Annotated in this window: 14 protein-coding genes; 4 read left to right on the forward strand and 10 right to left on the reverse strand. The window is 70.1% G+C overall.

Features of this window, described 5'->3' with window-relative positions:
- Nucleotides 1-242 precede the first annotated feature (242 nt).
- On the reverse strand, nucleotides 243-584 hold the full coding sequence (locus V7793_RS00215; RefSeq protein ID WP_335580771.1) for a hypothetical protein: 342 nt from the start codon (nucleotides 582-584) through the stop codon (nucleotides 243-245).
- 263 nt (nucleotides 585-847) lie between these two features.
- On the opposite strand from V7793_RS00215, the gene V7793_RS00220 reads away from it, so the two are divergent.
- A complete protein-coding gene (locus tag V7793_RS00220) occupies nucleotides 848-1,480 on the forward strand; it encodes a hypothetical protein (protein ID WP_335580772.1) in 633 nt (210 codons plus the stop codon).
- 170 nt (nucleotides 1,481-1,650) lie between these two features.
- Here V7793_RS00220 and V7793_RS00225 read toward each other — a convergent pair whose 3' ends face one another.
- Nucleotides 1,651-2,217, reverse strand: coding sequence for a MepB family protein (locus tag V7793_RS00225; RefSeq protein WP_335580851.1), 567 nt, complete (start codon nucleotides 2,215-2,217; stop codon nucleotides 1,651-1,653).
- 204 nt (nucleotides 2,218-2,421) lie between these two features.
- Here V7793_RS00225 and thpR point away from each other — a divergent pair, with 204 nt between their 5' ends.
- Nucleotides 2,422-3,003, forward strand: coding sequence for an RNA 2',3'-cyclic phosphodiesterase (gene thpR / locus V7793_RS00230; RefSeq protein WP_335580773.1), 582 nt, complete (start codon nucleotides 2,422-2,424; stop codon nucleotides 3,001-3,003).
- A 41-nt stretch (nucleotides 3,004-3,044) separates the two neighbouring features.
- On the opposite strand, the gene V7793_RS00235 is transcribed toward thpR, so the two are convergent.
- The 8 genes from V7793_RS00235 to V7793_RS00270 form a co-directional block, all read right to left on the reverse strand.
- On the reverse strand, nucleotides 3,045-3,554 hold the full coding sequence (locus V7793_RS00235) for a DinB family protein (protein WP_335580774.1): 510 nt from the start codon (nucleotides 3,552-3,554) through the stop codon (nucleotides 3,045-3,047).
- A gap of 251 nt (nucleotides 3,555-3,805) precedes the next feature.
- Complete coding sequence (locus tag V7793_RS00240) at nucleotides 3,806-4,414, reverse strand: CAP domain-containing protein (RefSeq protein WP_335580775.1); 609 nt, start codon at nucleotides 4,412-4,414, stop codon at nucleotides 3,806-3,808.
- 116 nt (nucleotides 4,415-4,530) lie between these two features.
- A complete protein-coding gene (locus tag V7793_RS00245; protein WP_335580776.1) occupies nucleotides 4,531-5,850 on the reverse strand; it encodes a M20 metallopeptidase family protein in 1,320 nt (439 codons plus the stop codon).
- A gap of 268 nt (nucleotides 5,851-6,118) precedes the next feature.
- The gene (locus V7793_RS00250) at nucleotides 6,119-7,261 is read right to left on the reverse strand and encodes a serine hydrolase domain-containing protein (RefSeq protein ID WP_335580777.1); all 1,143 of its coding nucleotides are present in this window, start codon (nucleotides 7,259-7,261) and stop codon (nucleotides 6,119-6,121) included.
- 334 nt (nucleotides 7,262-7,595) lie between these two features.
- Nucleotides 7,596-7,979 carry a DUF6294 family protein gene (locus V7793_RS00255; protein ID WP_335580778.1) on the reverse strand — a complete coding sequence of 128 codons (384 nt, stop codon included), beginning with the start codon at nucleotides 7,977-7,979 and terminating at the stop codon, nucleotides 7,596-7,598.
- Nucleotides 7,980-8,235: 256 nt separating this feature from the next.
- Complete coding sequence (locus V7793_RS00260) at nucleotides 8,236-9,843, reverse strand: amidohydrolase (protein ID WP_335580779.1); 1,608 nt, start codon at nucleotides 9,841-9,843, stop codon at nucleotides 8,236-8,238.
- 292 nt (nucleotides 9,844-10,135) lie between these two features.
- The gene (locus V7793_RS00265; RefSeq protein WP_335580780.1) at nucleotides 10,136-11,110 is read right to left on the reverse strand and encodes a CU044_5270 family protein; all 975 of its coding nucleotides are present in this window, start codon (nucleotides 11,108-11,110) and stop codon (nucleotides 10,136-10,138) included.
- Complete coding sequence (locus tag V7793_RS00270; protein WP_335580781.1) at nucleotides 11,107-11,727, reverse strand: RNA polymerase sigma factor; 621 nt, start codon at nucleotides 11,725-11,727, stop codon at nucleotides 11,107-11,109. The genes V7793_RS00265 and V7793_RS00270 overlap by 4 nt, the downstream gene beginning before the upstream one ends.
- A gap of 651 nt (nucleotides 11,728-12,378) precedes the next feature.
- Here V7793_RS00270 and V7793_RS00275 point away from each other — a divergent pair.
- The gene (locus V7793_RS00275; RefSeq protein WP_335580782.1) at nucleotides 12,379-12,828 is read left to right on the forward strand and encodes an NUDIX hydrolase; all 450 of its coding nucleotides are present in this window, start codon (nucleotides 12,379-12,381) and stop codon (nucleotides 12,826-12,828) included.
- A 114-nt stretch (nucleotides 12,829-12,942) separates the two neighbouring features.
- Nucleotides 12,943-14,979: an ABC transporter ATP-binding protein gene (locus tag V7793_RS00280; protein ID WP_335580783.1), complete on the forward strand. Its 2,037-nt coding sequence runs from the start codon at nucleotides 12,943-12,945 to the stop codon at nucleotides 14,977-14,979.
- Nucleotides 14,980-14,984: the final 5 nt, after the last annotated feature.

Genomic DNA, 14,984 nt, shown 5'->3' on the forward strand with positions numbered 1-14,984 from the left:
CTCCGAAGCCCGGCCGACGCGAGTCGTCGGCATACCCTGCCACACCCGATCACCAACCCCGCCCCGAGCCCGCGAAGAGAGCGGGCGATGCCCCGCCAAACCGACCCAAAAGACTGCGACGCACGACAACTCCCGCACGACAGGCAGACACTCACTGCCCATCGGGCGGCCAACGCCGCCCCCGTCGTCACCCCGCTCCCCCACCACCCGCAACGGCGGGTCGAAACCGTCCCAGCCGAGACCTATTCGTCCTTGACCGGCACTTCGAACCCCCTATTACGGATCACCACTCGCTCCACCTCATCGGTGATATCGAAGGTGCCTTCCACGTCTGTTGGTGTGATAACTGGGGTCACGATTCCGTCAGGCTTTTTCTCACCCAGGTTCAGATGCAGCTCATAGGGGGTTGCGACGGTTCCGGGAGAGGCGATTTCCAAAGTCAGCGTGTAGCCCGGGGTCCGGCACGAACACGTACCCTTCACGGTGACCCGGCGCCTCCCGTTGGCGTCTCGATGCGCTGTGGCGGTGAAGCCCTGAGGGCCTGCTTCGCAGCCGAATTTGTCATTCTCCGCGGGCTTGGACATGTCCTCTCCTTATCTCCGGTCTTACACGTCACCAGCCTTAACGCTGTTGGCAGTGCTTGCAATCGGGAATCGAGCGTTCACCTGTTCGCACGTGCCCATCTTGCGATCAAGAAGCCGAGGGATACGGAGTGGGGGCGGTCGCCGTCCGCGGAGGGGCGCCGATGTCGGCTCGAACTCCAGGTCACAGAACCTTCACGAGACGCTCCACGCCGTACACGCATGTCGCATGCTGTTCCTCCACCAACAACGACATCGGGGGGATCATGCGCAAGCGCACCACCACCATCATCACGACCCTCGCCACGGCCGGCCTGTTAGCCATCACTGGGTGCGACTCGAACACGAACAGCAGCAACACCGACCAGGACGGCAAGCCTCCAGCCGTCCGGAACACCGCCAAGGCCGGCGGCGCCGGCACCAAGACCGCAAACCTGCCCGACATGAAGGACAAAGGCCTCCAGTCGGCACAGGACCAGGCGCAGGCCGCCGGCTTCTACAACCTGACCTCGCACGACGCCCTCGGCCGCGGTCGCATGCAAGCGTTCGACCGCAACTGGAAGGTGTGTGGCCAGGCTCCGAAGGCGGGCCAGTACCCGGCGGACACGAAGGTCGACTTCAGTGTGGTCAAGCTCGACGAGTCCTGTGTGGACAAGGACCGGAGCGAGCCCCGGACAGCCGGGTCCAAGATGCCCGACTTCACCAGCACGTCGGTAAAGGCTGCGCGCACGGCTCTGAACAGCGGCACGAGCATCACCGTCAAAGATGCGTCCGGGCGGGACCGCATGGTTCTGATGGAATCGAACTGGCAAGTGTGTTCGCAGCAGCCCGCTGCGGGGGCCGAGCTCGACGGCCGGCCCGTGACCCTCACTGCAGTGAAGTTCGGGGAGTCTTGCTGATCGACACCTGCTAATCGCCACGCTGCAGGCCGCTCTCCTCCGGCCCGCCGGCCTCTCCGGGACGTGGGCCGGTGGCAAGCCAGAGGCGCGGCACCGCGGGTGCCGCGCCCTGGGCTCTCACCGCGTACGGATCCAGCGGCCTCGCCGCCGCCGAGTGGCAGCCCTACCGCTCAGGCCGGATGTGGGTGATAGAGCGCGTGAGCGCGGGGAAGGTCGACGGGGTCACCTTCGGACAGCTGGAGGAAGTGTTCCACCTGCCAAGTCTGTGTGCTGCGGGCCTGGCGGTTGGTGGTGGTCACCCACGGCGGATAGACGCGGAAAGCCCGTTTCCCGCCGGAACCGTTCGTCGACAAGATGCCTCGTTCCCGGAGCACGTCCCGCGAGAACACGAACTGACCGAACCGCTCACCCTCACGGGTGCTGATGACGAAAAGATCAACGGGATCTTCGGCATCGAAGGGCTGGATGGGTCCGCTCGCAGACCGCTTCCAGACCGTGACGAACTGGCCGACCTTCGTCGGGGTCGTCTTGGCCACCCGGAACCTCACCGAGAAGCCGTCCAGCGCGAACCCGCACGCCCCGTACTCGGCGCTCTCCGCTTCGGGCACCGGCCGTGAGCACGTGAACCCACCGGGGCCGTACACCAGTGCCTTCGCCCTCAGTAGATCGCCGGGGAGCCCGGGCCCCCACAGCTCGTCATCACGGCCGCCGAACCCCGAAGGGACCTCACGTTCCATTGCCATCCCTCCATCCTGCCAGATTTCGAACATGCGAACGAATCTGTCTTGGTTGCCGGTCCGTCACCCGGCTGAAGGTATGCGGTCGCGCGGGGCGCACCCCGGTGTTCGGCTGAGAGGACCGCGGCTGCCCGAGCGGCCCCCGCGCGTACGAACAGGGTGACCGTACAAGGAAATACCTCCAGGCCGCGTCACACTGGCCTCATGCGTTTGTTCGCCGCCGTGATCCCTCCTCAGGCCGCCGTCGACGAGCTGGCGGCCGAAGTGGCACAGCTGCGCGCCGCCCTCCCCGAGCGGCACGGTCGGCTGCGCTGGACCCATCCCTCCATGTGGCACTTCACCCTCGCCTTCCTCGGTGAGGTCGACGAAGCCCTGCTCCCCGAGCTGAGCGAGTGCCTCGCCCGGGCCGCCCACCGGCATCCGGCGCACGAGCTGCGATTCGCGGGCGGCGGCCGGTTCGGCGGCCGGATCCTGTGGGTCGGGGCGACCGGGGCGCTGGAGACCCTGGCCGGTCTGGCCCGTTCCACCGCCACCGCGGCCCGGCAGGCCGGGGTGCACATGGACGACGCCCGGCCCTTCCACCCCCACCTCACCCTCGCCCGCGTCACCGGGCATGTGAACCTCAGGCCGTATGCGGAGGAACTGGCCGAGTTCCGGGGCCGCCGGTGGCGCGTCGAGCGCCTGGAGCTGATGTGCAGCCACCTGCCCGGGGCCGGAGACGCCGGCGAACGCCCCCGGTACGAGACCGTGGCGGTCTGCCCCTTGGGCACCCGCCGGGCCCCCTGATCAGGCCGGATGCAGCTGCAGCGATGCAGCCACCCGCACCGTCAGTAGTAGCCCTTACGGCCGTCGAGCAGCTCCCGGACGGCGTCCATGTGGCCGGCGTGCCGGGCGGTCTCCTCGACCATATGGATCAGCATCCACCGTAGGCTCGCGCCGGCCGAGCGGTAGTCCGGGTGCCGGCCGGTCTCGTCGAGCGAATGAGCCGCCACGATCTCGTTCGACACCGCGCACTGCTGCTCGTACTCGTCCAGGAGCTGGGCGAGCGGGACCCCGTCCACCATCATGTCGGCGTCGCCGGGCCCCTCGAACTGCGGCCCCTCGGCGGGGCGGCCGAGGAAGAGCACCTCGAACCACAGGTGCTCGACCCAGCGCAGGTGCGAGACGATCCCCGCCATCGTCATCAGGGGCGAGGCAGGCAGTACGGACCGGTGGGCGTCGGCCTCGGACAGCCCCTCGCACTTCCACGGCACGATCGCGCGCTGTGTGTCGAGCCAGCCGAGCAGTTGGGTCCGCTCGTCCGCGGCGAAGGGAGGGCGGATGCGGGGAAGCGTCATGCTCGCGGAGGATACTCCGGGCAAGGTGCCGGTGCATCGGAGTTTCCCTTCACAGCGCCACAGATGACGAGCCGTCAGGTGATGCGAGGCGGCGCGTTCTCGTTCAGCAGTGGGTCCGGGACGGCGCCCGCTTGCGGGCCCTGCGGCCCACCGGCGGAATTCATGACTCTGCCAGTGGGCCGCGTCGCGGAGACCTCGGCGGAGACGGGGCCGCCGCCCGGACCGGCGGCGACTGCCCTCCGGACGTCTGGTCAGGCGCTCCCGCACGACGGCGGGCGGGTGGCCAGCCTCCGGTGCTTGCCGACGAGGACCACGTCCCAGTACCGGTCCTCGTAACCCATGCCGATCGCCACCGTGTCCGGGCTCATCAGCGACTTGTAGAACTCGTTGCCCGGTTCCGGGTCCGTGGCCATGTCCGCGAAGTAGCCGTCGTGGTCGTAGCCCTGGAACAGGTACTCGAGGATGTGGGACGAGTACACGTTCGCGTCGCTCAGCCGGGCGCGCAGGTCCCGTCCGTCGCTCCCGACCTGGGTGAGCCGGCCCATCCGGGCCATGTCGCGGGCGTGACGGCGCGCCGCGTCGGAGACGGGGTTCGAGATCAGCAGGGCGGCCTGCCGCCGCTTCGCCCGTTCCTTGTTCACCTCGCACACGATCCGGTCCACGTTCGGGTAGTACACGTGTCGCGCGGCCCCGGACACTCCCCTGTGCGCGGCCGCCGGTCCGGGCGGCAGCGGCGCGGACGGGGCCGCATGGACAAGCGGCACGGCGCCGAACAGGATGGCGGCGGACAGGGCGGCGGCCAGAGCGGGTGCGGTGACACCGACGCGTCGCGCGCCGTGCCTGTTGCTCGATGTGGTCATGCCTGTCACAACGCGTGCCCTGGTGCAGGGTTTCGCCCGGCGGAGAGGCTTTGACGCGGCGGCGACCCTGGGCAGTCGGTCGCTCGCCCGACCGGGGCGGACGCTGCTGCCGGTCCTCAGTCCCCGGCGTCCGCGCTTGCCACGCCAATGGCCGCGCCGCGCTCGCCCTTCCCCTCGTGCTCCTCGTGCCCCTTGCTGCCCTCGCTTCCGCCGCCGCGCAGGAAGTCCTCGGCGACCGCGCAGTGCAGGGCGACTCCGGCGGCCAGCGCCTCCTCGTCGTAGAGCACGCGGTCGGAGTGGTTGTCCGGAACCTTCCCCGGCACGCCGCCGGGCGGGCAGGCGCCCAGAAACACCATGGCGCCGGGGACACGCTGCAGGACGTACGAGAAGTCCTCGCCGCCCATCGTGGAGTGGGGGAGCTCGTGCACGCGGGAGGGGCCGAGGGCGGCGGCCGCAGCACGGCGCACCAGAGCGGTGAAGGCCGGGTCGTTCTGCACCGTCGGGTAGCCCTCGGGGAGTTCCACGTCGACGGACATGCCATGGGCGGCGGCCACCCCTTTGGCCACGCGCGTGATGCCCTCGCGCACCGTACGGCGGCTCGCCTCGGAGAGCGTGCGGTACGTGCCGGAGAGCTCCGCGGTCTCCGGGATGATGTTGAAGGCGCTTCCCGCTCGGATCGTGGTGATCGTGAGGACCGCGGGCTCGAAGATGCCGACCGTCCGGGTGATCATGGTCTGGAGGGCCTGGACGATCTCGCAGGCGACCGGGACCGGGTCGAGCACCCGGTGCGGGCCGGCCGCATGCCCGCTCCGGCCCCTGACGGTGATCCGCACCAGGTCGGCGGCGGCGTACTGCGTGCCCGGCCGGACGTGGACCGTGCACGTCTCGTTGCGGGCGTTGATATGCAGGGCGAACGCCGCGTCGACCGCCGTGCCGTCGGCCAGGGTGAGCAGCCCCTCCTCGATCATGGGCAGGGCCCCGCCGCCGGTCTCCTCGGCGGGCTGGAACATGAAGACCACCCGCCCCGCCAGCCGGTCCCTGCGAGCGCTGAGCAGCCGTGCGGCACCTACGAGCATGGCGGTATGCGCGTCGTGCCCGCACGCGTGCATGACACCGGGCACCTGGGAGGCGAAGGCGAGACCGGTGTTCTCCTGCTGCGGCAGGGCGTCCATGTCCGCGCGCAACAGCAGAGCCCGCCCGGGCCGCCCGCCGTCGAGCACGGCCACCACCGAGCTCAGATTCCTGCCGAGCGTCACCGTCAGGCCCAGGCCGTCGAGGGCCTCCAGGACCGCCTGCTGGGTACGGGGCAGGTAAGCGCCCACTTCCGGGATGCGGTGGATCCGGCGCCGCAACGCCACGACATCGGGCAGCAGCTTCCGCGCCTCGGCCAGAAGGCCGGACTCCGGACGGACAGGACCGGTTCCGTCGATCAGCACGCGCGCCTCCACAACAAACGGGTCGTCCTCCGGCAGGGGATGATGCGGCAGCGGTCGCCGACGCCATGAGACCACACCTGGTCGATCGCGGACAGAGCGACTCCGCGGCACGGGTTACGGGTTACGGGTTCGGGGTACGGGGGCGGGGCGAACCGGTGAACGGGCATCCACGGCGGGGCCGGCGGCCGCCGTCGGCGGCGAGGTGGCTGTTCGCGGTCGGACCGCCGCGGGACCGGCCGAGCGCACGGCCGGCCGGTTCGCCGAGCGCCTAGCGGTTCTCGCACAGGGCCGTCGTCACGACCTTGTCCATCTGCGCTGCGGGGATGTTGGACGCGAGGTGGGCGTTGGTCACCACGGACACGTGGCGGCCGTCCGCGGTGACCATCGTCTGGGTGTAGTAGCCGGGCACCATGCCGTTGTGGCCCCAGGCCGCGCCGCCGCAGGGCAGGTCGCGCCTGATCAGCCCGAGCCCGTACCCGCCTCCCTCGCCCTCGGCTCCCGTGGTCTTCTCCATCTCGGCAAGAGCGGCCGGAGAGACGACCTTGCCGCCGATCAGCGCCTGGTAGAACTTCGTGAGGTCCTCCTCCGTCGAGATCACCGCTCCGGCGCTGCTGAAGACGGACGGGTCGTAGTCGAGGACCCGGGACCAGAAGTAGAACCCGCCGATCCGCACGCCGTGGTACCCGCGTACGGCCGGGGTGGGCAGGGAGTGGTCGCCGGGGGCCGGGAAAACGGTCCGGGACAGGCCGAGCGGCGTGATGATCCGGTTCGTGACGGCCTCGTGCACCGCCGTCCCCGTGGTCTTCTCCACGAGCATGCCGAGGATCAGGTAGTTGGTGTTGGAGTACAGGAACGCGGTGCCGGGCGCGGAGGCCGGTGCACGCTTCAGCCCTTCGCGGACCAGCGCTTCAAGGGAGTACGAGCCGTCCGGATTCGGGGCGGGCGGCGTGGAGAACGGCTCGTAGACCGCGACCCCGCTGGTCTGGTGGAGCAGGTGACGTACCGTGATGGCGTTGCCGTCGTAGCCGTTGCCGTCGACGACGCCGGGCAGGTACTTCTCGATCGGCGCGTCCAGCGAGACCTTGCCCTCGTCGACGAGTTGCAGGACCGTGGCCGCGGTGAAGGTCTTGGTCTGGCTGCCGATCCGGTAGTGCTCGTTCGGCTGGATCGGGGCGTTGGTGTTGATCGTGCCGGTGCCGACGGAGAGGCTCCAGGAGTTCGTGGCGTCACCCGCGTAGACGCCTGCGCCCGGGCCCGCGGCCGACTGGAACGTCTTCAGGGCCGCCAGCGTGCCGGCATGGGGATCGGCGACCGCGGGCGCGGCCTGCGCCGCCGAAGGGAGCAAGACCAGCACCGCGCACGCCGCGCCGAGTGCGGCCGCCAGTCTTGCCCGGCCAAACTTCCCTGCCATGACTCCTCCTTGAGACGATCAAGCCGGCGGAATGATCCGCAAGGTAGTCATGGCACGCAGGGCCGGGCACCCGGAACGTTCGAGATTGACGGCGGGCGTGAAGTGTCAGCCTTCTTCGGCTGCGGCAGGTGCCGCAGACGCTCGGCGACCGCCTTGCTCACTGCGTTCGCCGTCGCCGGGGGCAGCAGCCGACGGCACGGGGCTGTTCGCCGCCTGGCGCGGACACCGGCGGTAGAGCCCGGCCGGCCCCGGGCCCACCTCGCTCCTCAACTCTCTGGAGCAGGGCGGGCGGGGCAGCCTCGGCGGGCTGCCTCGGCGGGCTGCCCCTCTGGGCTCAGCAGCTGTAGTGCTGCACGACTCCGGCGATCTCGTTGAAGATGGACGAGTCGTAGATGAACTCCCGCGACCAGTGGTACAGCGGCGGCGGGTTCCCGTCGTCCATCTCCGGGCTGTCGAACGTGGGCGTCTCGAACAGGGTCAGTCCTCCGGCGTTGCGGACCGTGAACCGGGCGTGCCAGATGTCACCGGTGCTCGTCGAGAACGTCCGGGTCGTACAGCTCCACGTCCCCGAGTCGTCCGTCCGGAACTCGATGCGCCCGTTGCTCTGTTCGCAGTCGCCGGCCCGCAGGACTCCCCAGACGAATGCCCTCGACGCGAAGTCCCCCGGAGGAACCTCGACAGGCTCCCCCGTAGCACTCGACCCGATGCACTCCCCCATGCCATCCCCCTCTCCCGCCCCACGCCGCTGGCAACGGGACGTGACGACGTCCCTCCAAAGGCTACTCCGGGCAACGGAAAAGAGAAGATACATCGGGAGAAAATCGCATTCACGAGATACATCCGCTTATGCGACCGGCCGCGAATCGAAGGCGAGGCGGCAGTGTGCGCCGTGCGTCTCGGGAGTTGAGGGCCCGCCGCCGGTGTCCGGGGCCGTGACGCCGGCGGCGGGCCTGGGCCCAGGCCTGCGACCGCTATCAGGCTTCGTGAACGATCCGGCCGTCGAAGACCGTCATGGCCACGGGCAAACCTGTGATCTCGTCCGGCGGCGTGGTGCGCAGGTCGCCGCCGAGCACGCACAGGTCGGCCACCTTGCCCACGCTCACCGAGCCCTTCCAGCTCTCGGCGAAGTCCTGCCAGGCGCCGGCCGTGGTGTAGGCGGCAAGTGCCTGTTCCAGGGTCAGGCGCTGCTCCGGCCCGTGCACGTCGCCGCAGGTGCCGCGCCGGGTCATCAGGGCCTGTACGCCTGCGCGCCAGTTCGGCGCGTTCACCGGGGCGTCCGAACTGCCGAGGAGCGGCACACCGGCGTCCACCGCCGAGCGCCACGGCAGGAAGGCGTCGCCGGCCGGTCCCTGCGCCGCCCGGTGGATCGCGTTGGCCCAGCTTTGCGCCTGCGGCCCGAGGCCGATGCGATACCTGGCCATCGTGGGCAGGAGGCTCTCGGGGACGAACGCGCCGTGCATCGCGATGTGGCGGGCGTCGGCCCGCGGGTGGCGGCGCAGGGCGGCGGTGAACGCGTCCACGACGGTGGGCACCCACCGGTAGCAGTGCACCCCTACCTGGTAGCCGGCGGCGTGGGCGATACGGACCATCTCGGCGAGTTCGGCCGCCCGCTCCTCGTTCGTGTTCCCGGCGACCAGCAGGTCGCCGCCGCTGTCGGAGAACAGCTTGACGCCGCGCACCGCGAACCGGCGGGGGTCGACGCCGGTCGGCGGCGTGAACTCGCGCAGCGCCTTGTCGACCGCGGCGGCGGATCCGCCGGACTGGGAGCAGGGCAGGAACAACGCGCTCACCCGCGCGTCGAGGGTGCCGGCCCGGGCCAGGTCCACGTAGGCGTTGAGGGTCTCGATGCCCTGGGTGCCGCCACCGAGTCCGTCACCGCCGGGTCCGAGGCCCGGGTCGGTGAAGCTGGTGATGCCCTCCGCCCGCAGGCGGGTGAGCGCGTCCTGGATCGCCTGCTTGCGCTGTTCCCGGGTGCGGGGCGGGAGCAGCAGCTGGACCAGCGCCTGGGCTCCGTAGCGCAGTACGCCGGTGGGGCGCCCGTTGGCGTCGTAGTCGACGCCGGGCTTCCTGGTTCCGTTCGGCCCGACGTCGGTGATCCCGGCGAGTTCGAGGGCGCGGGAGTTGACCGCGCTGACGTGATAGCCGCTGTCCTGGAGGAAGACCGGGTGGTCCGGCGACACCCGGTCGAGGTCGTCGCGGTTCGGCTCCCGGTTCTCGGCCAGCCGGCCGGGGTTCCACCCTGCGCCCCGGATCCACTCCCCCGCCGGGGTGCGTCCGGCCTCGGCTGCCACGGCGGCGACGATGTCGGCGACGGACTTCGCTGCGGCCGGGCCGAGATCGAGCGCGTACGGCGGAAGGTTCAGGCGGTACACCGCCGCGTGCAGATGGGTGTCGTTGATGCCGGGGGTCAGCGTCCGGCCGCGCAAGTCCACCTTCTCGGCACCTCTGCCGGCGAACGCGCGGGCGCCGGAGTCCGAGCCCACGTAGACGATCCTGCCCGCACGGACGGCCACGGCCGTCGCTCGCGGCCGCCTCGGGTCCATCGTGATCACATCGCCGTTGTGGAACACCAGGTCCGCCACGCCCGATTCGGACGCGGCAGCCCGCCCTGTACCACCCAGCAGCGAAGCGGCCGCAGCGGCCCCTAACAGCCGGCCGACGCCTCGCCGGGACATCGTTGCGGGCAAACGTATACCGGGTGAAGTCATGGTCAATTCTCCTGTTTTACAGCCATTTGAACAACGAGCTGGGAACAGACGGAGGATCTTCCGGTGAGGGGAGATACGTCAAGGGCCGAGTCCTCCCCCCTCACGGCGAAGACGGCCTCCGCGCCCGCCCCCGACTGTCCGTCGGGACAGTCTCCCGCCCCGCCCGTCAGGGGACCTGGCGCGGCCGGTCGACTACCGCCCGGTCCAGGATCGCGTTGGCCCGGACCAGGGTGCCGGCCTTGCCCCGCTCACCGGTCTCGGTGAGGTAGGTGCGCTCGCCGAGGAACTTCAGGGTCTCCTTGTTGAAGATCCATTCGGTGCGCTCGCCGAGCTGACGGTCTTCGCGGGCGATGGCGACGCCGTGGCGGCCGTGGGCGTCGACGGCGTCCGGCATCTCCACCACGCCCGGGATCTTCGCAGCGGCCTTGTAGAGGGCGGCCTCGGTCCGGGACGGCATGACGCCCCTCGACAGCAGGGTGCCGAAGGTGTCGAAGACGGTCTGGTCGAAGTCCTGGCCCCGGACGGGCCTGGTCTCCTTGCGGATGCGCTCATGAAGTGCGTCGGGGTCGGTGGGCAGGGAGGCCAGCCACTTGTACGTGGGCCGGTCGATGCCCGCCGGGTCCTTGTCGGCGCTGGTGATGGGGACGAACTTCCCGTCCTCGCGGAAGACACCGGCCTCATGTGAGGCGTACGGGTCCTGCGGCACCCAGTCCTCCCGTTCCTTGAGCCCTCCCGCCTTGACCGGTTTGATGTGCACGGTGTCGGTGGTCAGGCTGCGCACATAGACGTACTGGTCGTCCCGTACCGGTTCGGTGCCGGTCTTCATGGCCACGGCGGCGATCCGGTCCAGCAGCACCACCGCTCCCCGAGGGGTGCCGGGCTTTGCCGGCGCGACCTGCGTCTCGGGGGAACGGTCCTGCGTTCCGGACAGGACGGTGACCGCCAGGGCGCCCGCCACGACCGCCGCCGCGGCGGGCAGCGCGAAGGCCGGGCGTACGAGCCGGCGGCGCGGGCGAGGCCGGTCGCCGTCAATGGTGCGCATCAGCAATTCCTTGTGATGGCGGTGCCGGTCCGGAGGCAGGTCCCGCTCGGCCGGGGCCGGCAGCTGTCGGGCAAGTTCCTGGTGCTCGGTGGTGTTCATCGGGTCTCCTCCTGGACGGCCAGGGCCATCGGAGCGGCCATGTTCTCTTTCGCCGTGCGACCGGGTCGCGTGCGGCCGGAATCCACGGTGAGTTGTTCGTCGGTCAGCCGGCGGAGCCGGGCGCGGGCACGCGAGAGGCGGGAACGCACCGTGCCCACCGGAACACCCAGCGCCTGGGCGGCCTGGGCGTAGTCCAGGCCGGACCACACGCACAGCGCGAGGACCTCGCGCTCCGGACGGCGCAGCGCCTTTACCGCTCGGCGCACCGCGTCCAGTTCACGGCTGTCGTCGATGCGCGAGGCCGACTCGTCCGCGAAGTCCCGCACCGGGTCCGCCGACAGCCGCCGAGCCAGGAATGCCAGTCGGCGCCGCACCCGGCGGTTGGCGTTGCGTGCTTTGTTGGTGGCGATGCCCAGGAGCCACGGCCGCAGCGAACCGCCCTCCGGCTCCACCTTCTCTCGGGTGCGCCATGCCTCCAGGAAGGTCTCGGACATGACCTCCTCAGCGGAGGACCAGTCGCCCGTCAGCCGGAAGGCGTGGTTGTAGACGGTTCGTGCGTGCTCGTCGTAGAGCTCGGCGAACGCCTCGCGGTCACCCGCCCGTATGCGGTCGCGCATGCACGCACCTCACTCTCTTTCCGTTCATGACCAGTACCTCTCCGCGAACCGGATGCGGTTCCGGTGACTCACGTCACACGACCGATCACCTTCGGCCTGCCTGCCGCACGTGACGTCGCCGAGGTGGCGGCGGACCTGAGGAGGCTCCGGATCCGCTCGTGCGCACGAGCCTCGCAATACCCCGCAAGAGTGAGTGGCCCCGCACGGGTGGTTCGAAAATGCCGCCGCGCCACCGAAGCCCAGGTGCATCCTGAGGCGCGGACGATCGTCGAATCTTAGTTCGCCCGTTCGCCCGACCGGACCCGTGACGGGCCTCTGATCAGCAGCGTTGTTCCGGGCGCCCACCTCGACTGCCACTCAAGGAGGCCTCGTGACTCCTGTACGCGTCATACCGCCCCACGTGTCACATTCGAACTCCTTCCTTTCCGTGGTTGACCAGGGGGCACGGGCGCGGTTGACAATCTCTTCGCCCATGAATTCGACGTTCCGCGGCGGGCATCGGAGCGACGGGTACAGCCGCCGGGCCCGCCTTCACCCGTGGCCTGCGCCGTCGGGAGCGACCCGTGAACGCCCTGCGGCTTACGTCTTACGGCCGGTCGAGGCGTCCGCACAGCCGCCGCGGCACGACCGTGTCGGAGGAGAGGAGAACCTATGTCGTTCCAGCCGAACGTTGTCGGCGCACACCTGGTGTTCGAGGACAAGGGACAGGTCCTGTTGGGGTTACGGACGCCCGACGCGCTGTTCGCTGCGCATGTCTGGCATGTTCCGGCAGGGCATGTGGAGCGGGAGAGTGCGCGCGCCTGTGCCGTACGGGAGGCCGACGAGGAGCTCGGCATCACCGTGGCCGAGCCCGACCTCGAGCTCGTGCATGCCGTGCACCTGCTCGACGCCGACGACGCCGAAGCCGTACCGCGGTTGCAGCTGTTCTTCCGCGTGCACCGATGGCACGGTGAACCGCAGCTGATGGAGCCGGACCGGTGCGTGGAGTGGCGATGGTGGCCCTTGCACGCTCTGCCCGACCCGACGGTGGAGTACACGGTCGCGGCATTGGAGGGCATAGCGCACGGTTGGCCGTACACGGACATCGGCTGGAGCCGGTGACACCACGCCGTGCCGCATGCGGCGGACCCCGCTAGGACGGGTGACGCCCCCGGCGCCGGCCATGGGAATTGCCCGCGTCAGTCGGGTTCGGTGTCGAGGGCGAGGGGGAGCACAGTGAGCGAGGCGGATGCCCAGGGGGCGCAGAACCATCATGGGGCGGATGTACCCGTTCCCCGCCAGGGTCAGGGTGCGCTGCCGCTTCCTCCGCAAAGTGCCGCGGCGGCGCCGGAGGGCGGAGAGGTCGGTGATGAGCTGAAGAGCGCGTACTGGAGTCAGTGGGACGGGGAAGCCGCCCGCACCAGTGTGTGGCGGATTCTCGGCCGGCTTCCGGCGATCAGCCGCAGGGTGCTGGGGTTGGCTTACCGGGCCGATGCGCGCGCCACGGTGGTGGTCGTGGTGCTGCAGCCGGCCTCGGCGTTGATGAGCGCTTTCGGGCTCCTGGCCTCGGTGCGCGTGCTGTCGGCGCTCTTCGCCCAGGGTGCAACCTCCGAGCGCATCCACCACGCCCTTCCCTCGCTCGCGCTGGTCGCCGGCTTGATGGCGGCGCAGGGGCTGATCGACTTCGGTGTAGCCCGGGGACAGGCCGCGCTCACTCCGAAGGTCCGGCGCGCGGTGGAGCAGGAGTTCTTGCGGCTGAACTGCCATGTGCGCCTGGAAGCGGTGGACGATGCTGCTTTCGCTGACGAGGCGCACAAGGCCAACGATCGCGGGCTGTACTACATGCGCGAGGCCGTGCCACAGCTGATCCAGCTCGCGCACGCCGCACTCGGTCTGACCGGGGCAGCCGGCGTCCTGGCCGTCCTGCACCCTGCGTTGCTGCCCCTTCTGGTGCTGTCCGTGGTTCCTCAGGGGTACGCGGCGGTGCGCTCGGCGCGGGCGCAGTTCCTCTCCCACAGCCGTTACAGCACGCTTCAGCGCCGTATCCGTCTGTTCACCTGGATCCTTCTCGACCGTGAGTCGGCCCCGGAGGTGCGCGCTTCGACGGCGCAGCGGGCGTTGCTGGAGGAGCATGAGCGTTTCGCCCGGCGGATCGAGGAGGAGGATGCGCGGCTGGGGCGGCAGGAGGCGAATGTCTCGCTGTGGGGGCGTGCGGTCGGTGGCCTGGCGGTGGGGGCGACGTATGGGGTGCTGGGGTGGATGACGGCGACGGGCTGGCTGCCGCTGGCGGCGGGTGGCGGGGCGTTTCTGGCGATCCGCTCCAGCCGGGGGACGCTGGTGAGCGTCGTGCTGGCGATGCACCGGATGTACGAGCATGCCTTGTGGATCGACGATCTCGAGCGGCATCTGGAGCGCTGCCGTGCCCTGCAGCCGCACCGTACGGGCCGGCGCCTTGCTGACCGGGTGAAGACCATTACCGTCACGGACGTTCACTACGCCTATCCCGAGGCCGGCCGGGACGCTCTGCGTGGGGTGTCGATGACGCTGGCGGCGGGCTCCACGGTGGCGTTCGTCGGGGCGAACGGATCGGGCAAGTCGACGATGGCCAAGCTCCTGGCAGGGCTGTACGCGCCGTGCAAGGGCAGCATCTCCTGGGACGGCGTGGAAGTGCGGGAGGTGGATGCCGAGAGCATTCAGGCCCGGGTCGCCATGGTGCTGCAAGACCCCGTCGCCTGGCCGCTGTCGGCGCTGGCCAATGTCACGATCGGCGCGGGGAGCATCACCGAGGCCGACCCGCAGCGGGCTCTCGCAGCTGTGACCGAGTCCGGCGCGGACCGTGTCATCGCCGGGCTACCACAGCAGTGGGCCACCCCGCTGTCCAAGCGTTTCAAGAACGGACAGGAACTGTCCGGCGGGAACTGGGCCAAGGTAGCCGTGGCCCGGGGCCTGTACCAGGACGCCGCCGTCCTGGTACTGGACGAGCCCACGGCCAACATGGACGCCCGCGCCGAACACGCCGTCTACGAGGCCGTCCTGCACGGCAAGCGCCGCCCGGACCGCATCACCATCCTGATCTCCCACCGCCTCAGCAGCGTCACCGGCTGCGACGCCATCCACGTCTTCCGTGACGGACACATCATCGAATCCGGCACCCACCAGGACCTGATGAACCACACCACCGCCGACGGCCGACCTGGCGAGTACCGGCAGATGTTCACCCTCCAGGCCACCGCCTACCAGGCAGCGGCTGCGACGGGAGAGGACGAGAGGTGATGAGG

The organism is Streptomyces sp. KLMMK (assembly GCF_036961605.1).
In the GTDB taxonomy this organism is placed as follows: Bacteria; Actinomycetota; Actinomycetes; order Streptomycetales; family Streptomycetaceae; genus Streptomyces; species Streptomyces telluris.

Coding starts and splice junctions, on each gene's coding strand:
- V7793_RS00215 (WP_335580771.1), bottom strand. CDS start 584: ATGTCCAAGCCCGCGGAGAATGACAAATTCGGCTGCGAAGCAGGCCCT.
- V7793_RS00220 (WP_335580772.1), top strand. CDS start 848: ATGCGCAAGCGCACCACCACCATCATCACGACCCTCGCCACGGCCGGC.
- V7793_RS00225 (WP_335580851.1), bottom strand. CDS start 2,217: ATGGAACGTGAGGTCCCTTCGGGGTTCGGCGGCCGTGATGACGAGCTG.
- thpR (WP_335580773.1), top strand. CDS start 2,422: ATGCGTTTGTTCGCCGCCGTGATCCCTCCTCAGGCCGCCGTCGACGAG.
- V7793_RS00235 (WP_335580774.1), bottom strand. CDS start 3,554: ATGACGCTTCCCCGCATCCGCCCTCCCTTCGCCGCGGACGAGCGGACC.
- V7793_RS00240 (WP_335580775.1), bottom strand. CDS start 4,414: ATGACCACATCGAGCAACAGGCACGGCGCGCGACGCGTCGGTGTCACC.
- V7793_RS00250 (WP_335580777.1), bottom strand. CDS start 7,261: ATGGCAGGGAAGTTTGGCCGGGCAAGACTGGCGGCCGCACTCGGCGCG.
- V7793_RS00255 (WP_335580778.1), bottom strand. CDS start 7,979: ATGGGGGAGTGCATCGGGTCGAGTGCTACGGGGGAGCCTGTCGAGGTT.
- V7793_RS00265 (WP_335580780.1), bottom strand. CDS start 11,110: ATGAACACCACCGAGCACCAGGAACTTGCCCGACAGCTGCCGGCCCCG.
- V7793_RS00270 (WP_335580781.1), bottom strand. CDS start 11,727: ATGCGCGACCGCATACGGGCGGGTGACCGCGAGGCGTTCGCCGAGCTC.
- V7793_RS00275 (WP_335580782.1), top strand. CDS start 12,379: ATGTCGTTCCAGCCGAACGTTGTCGGCGCACACCTGGTGTTCGAGGAC.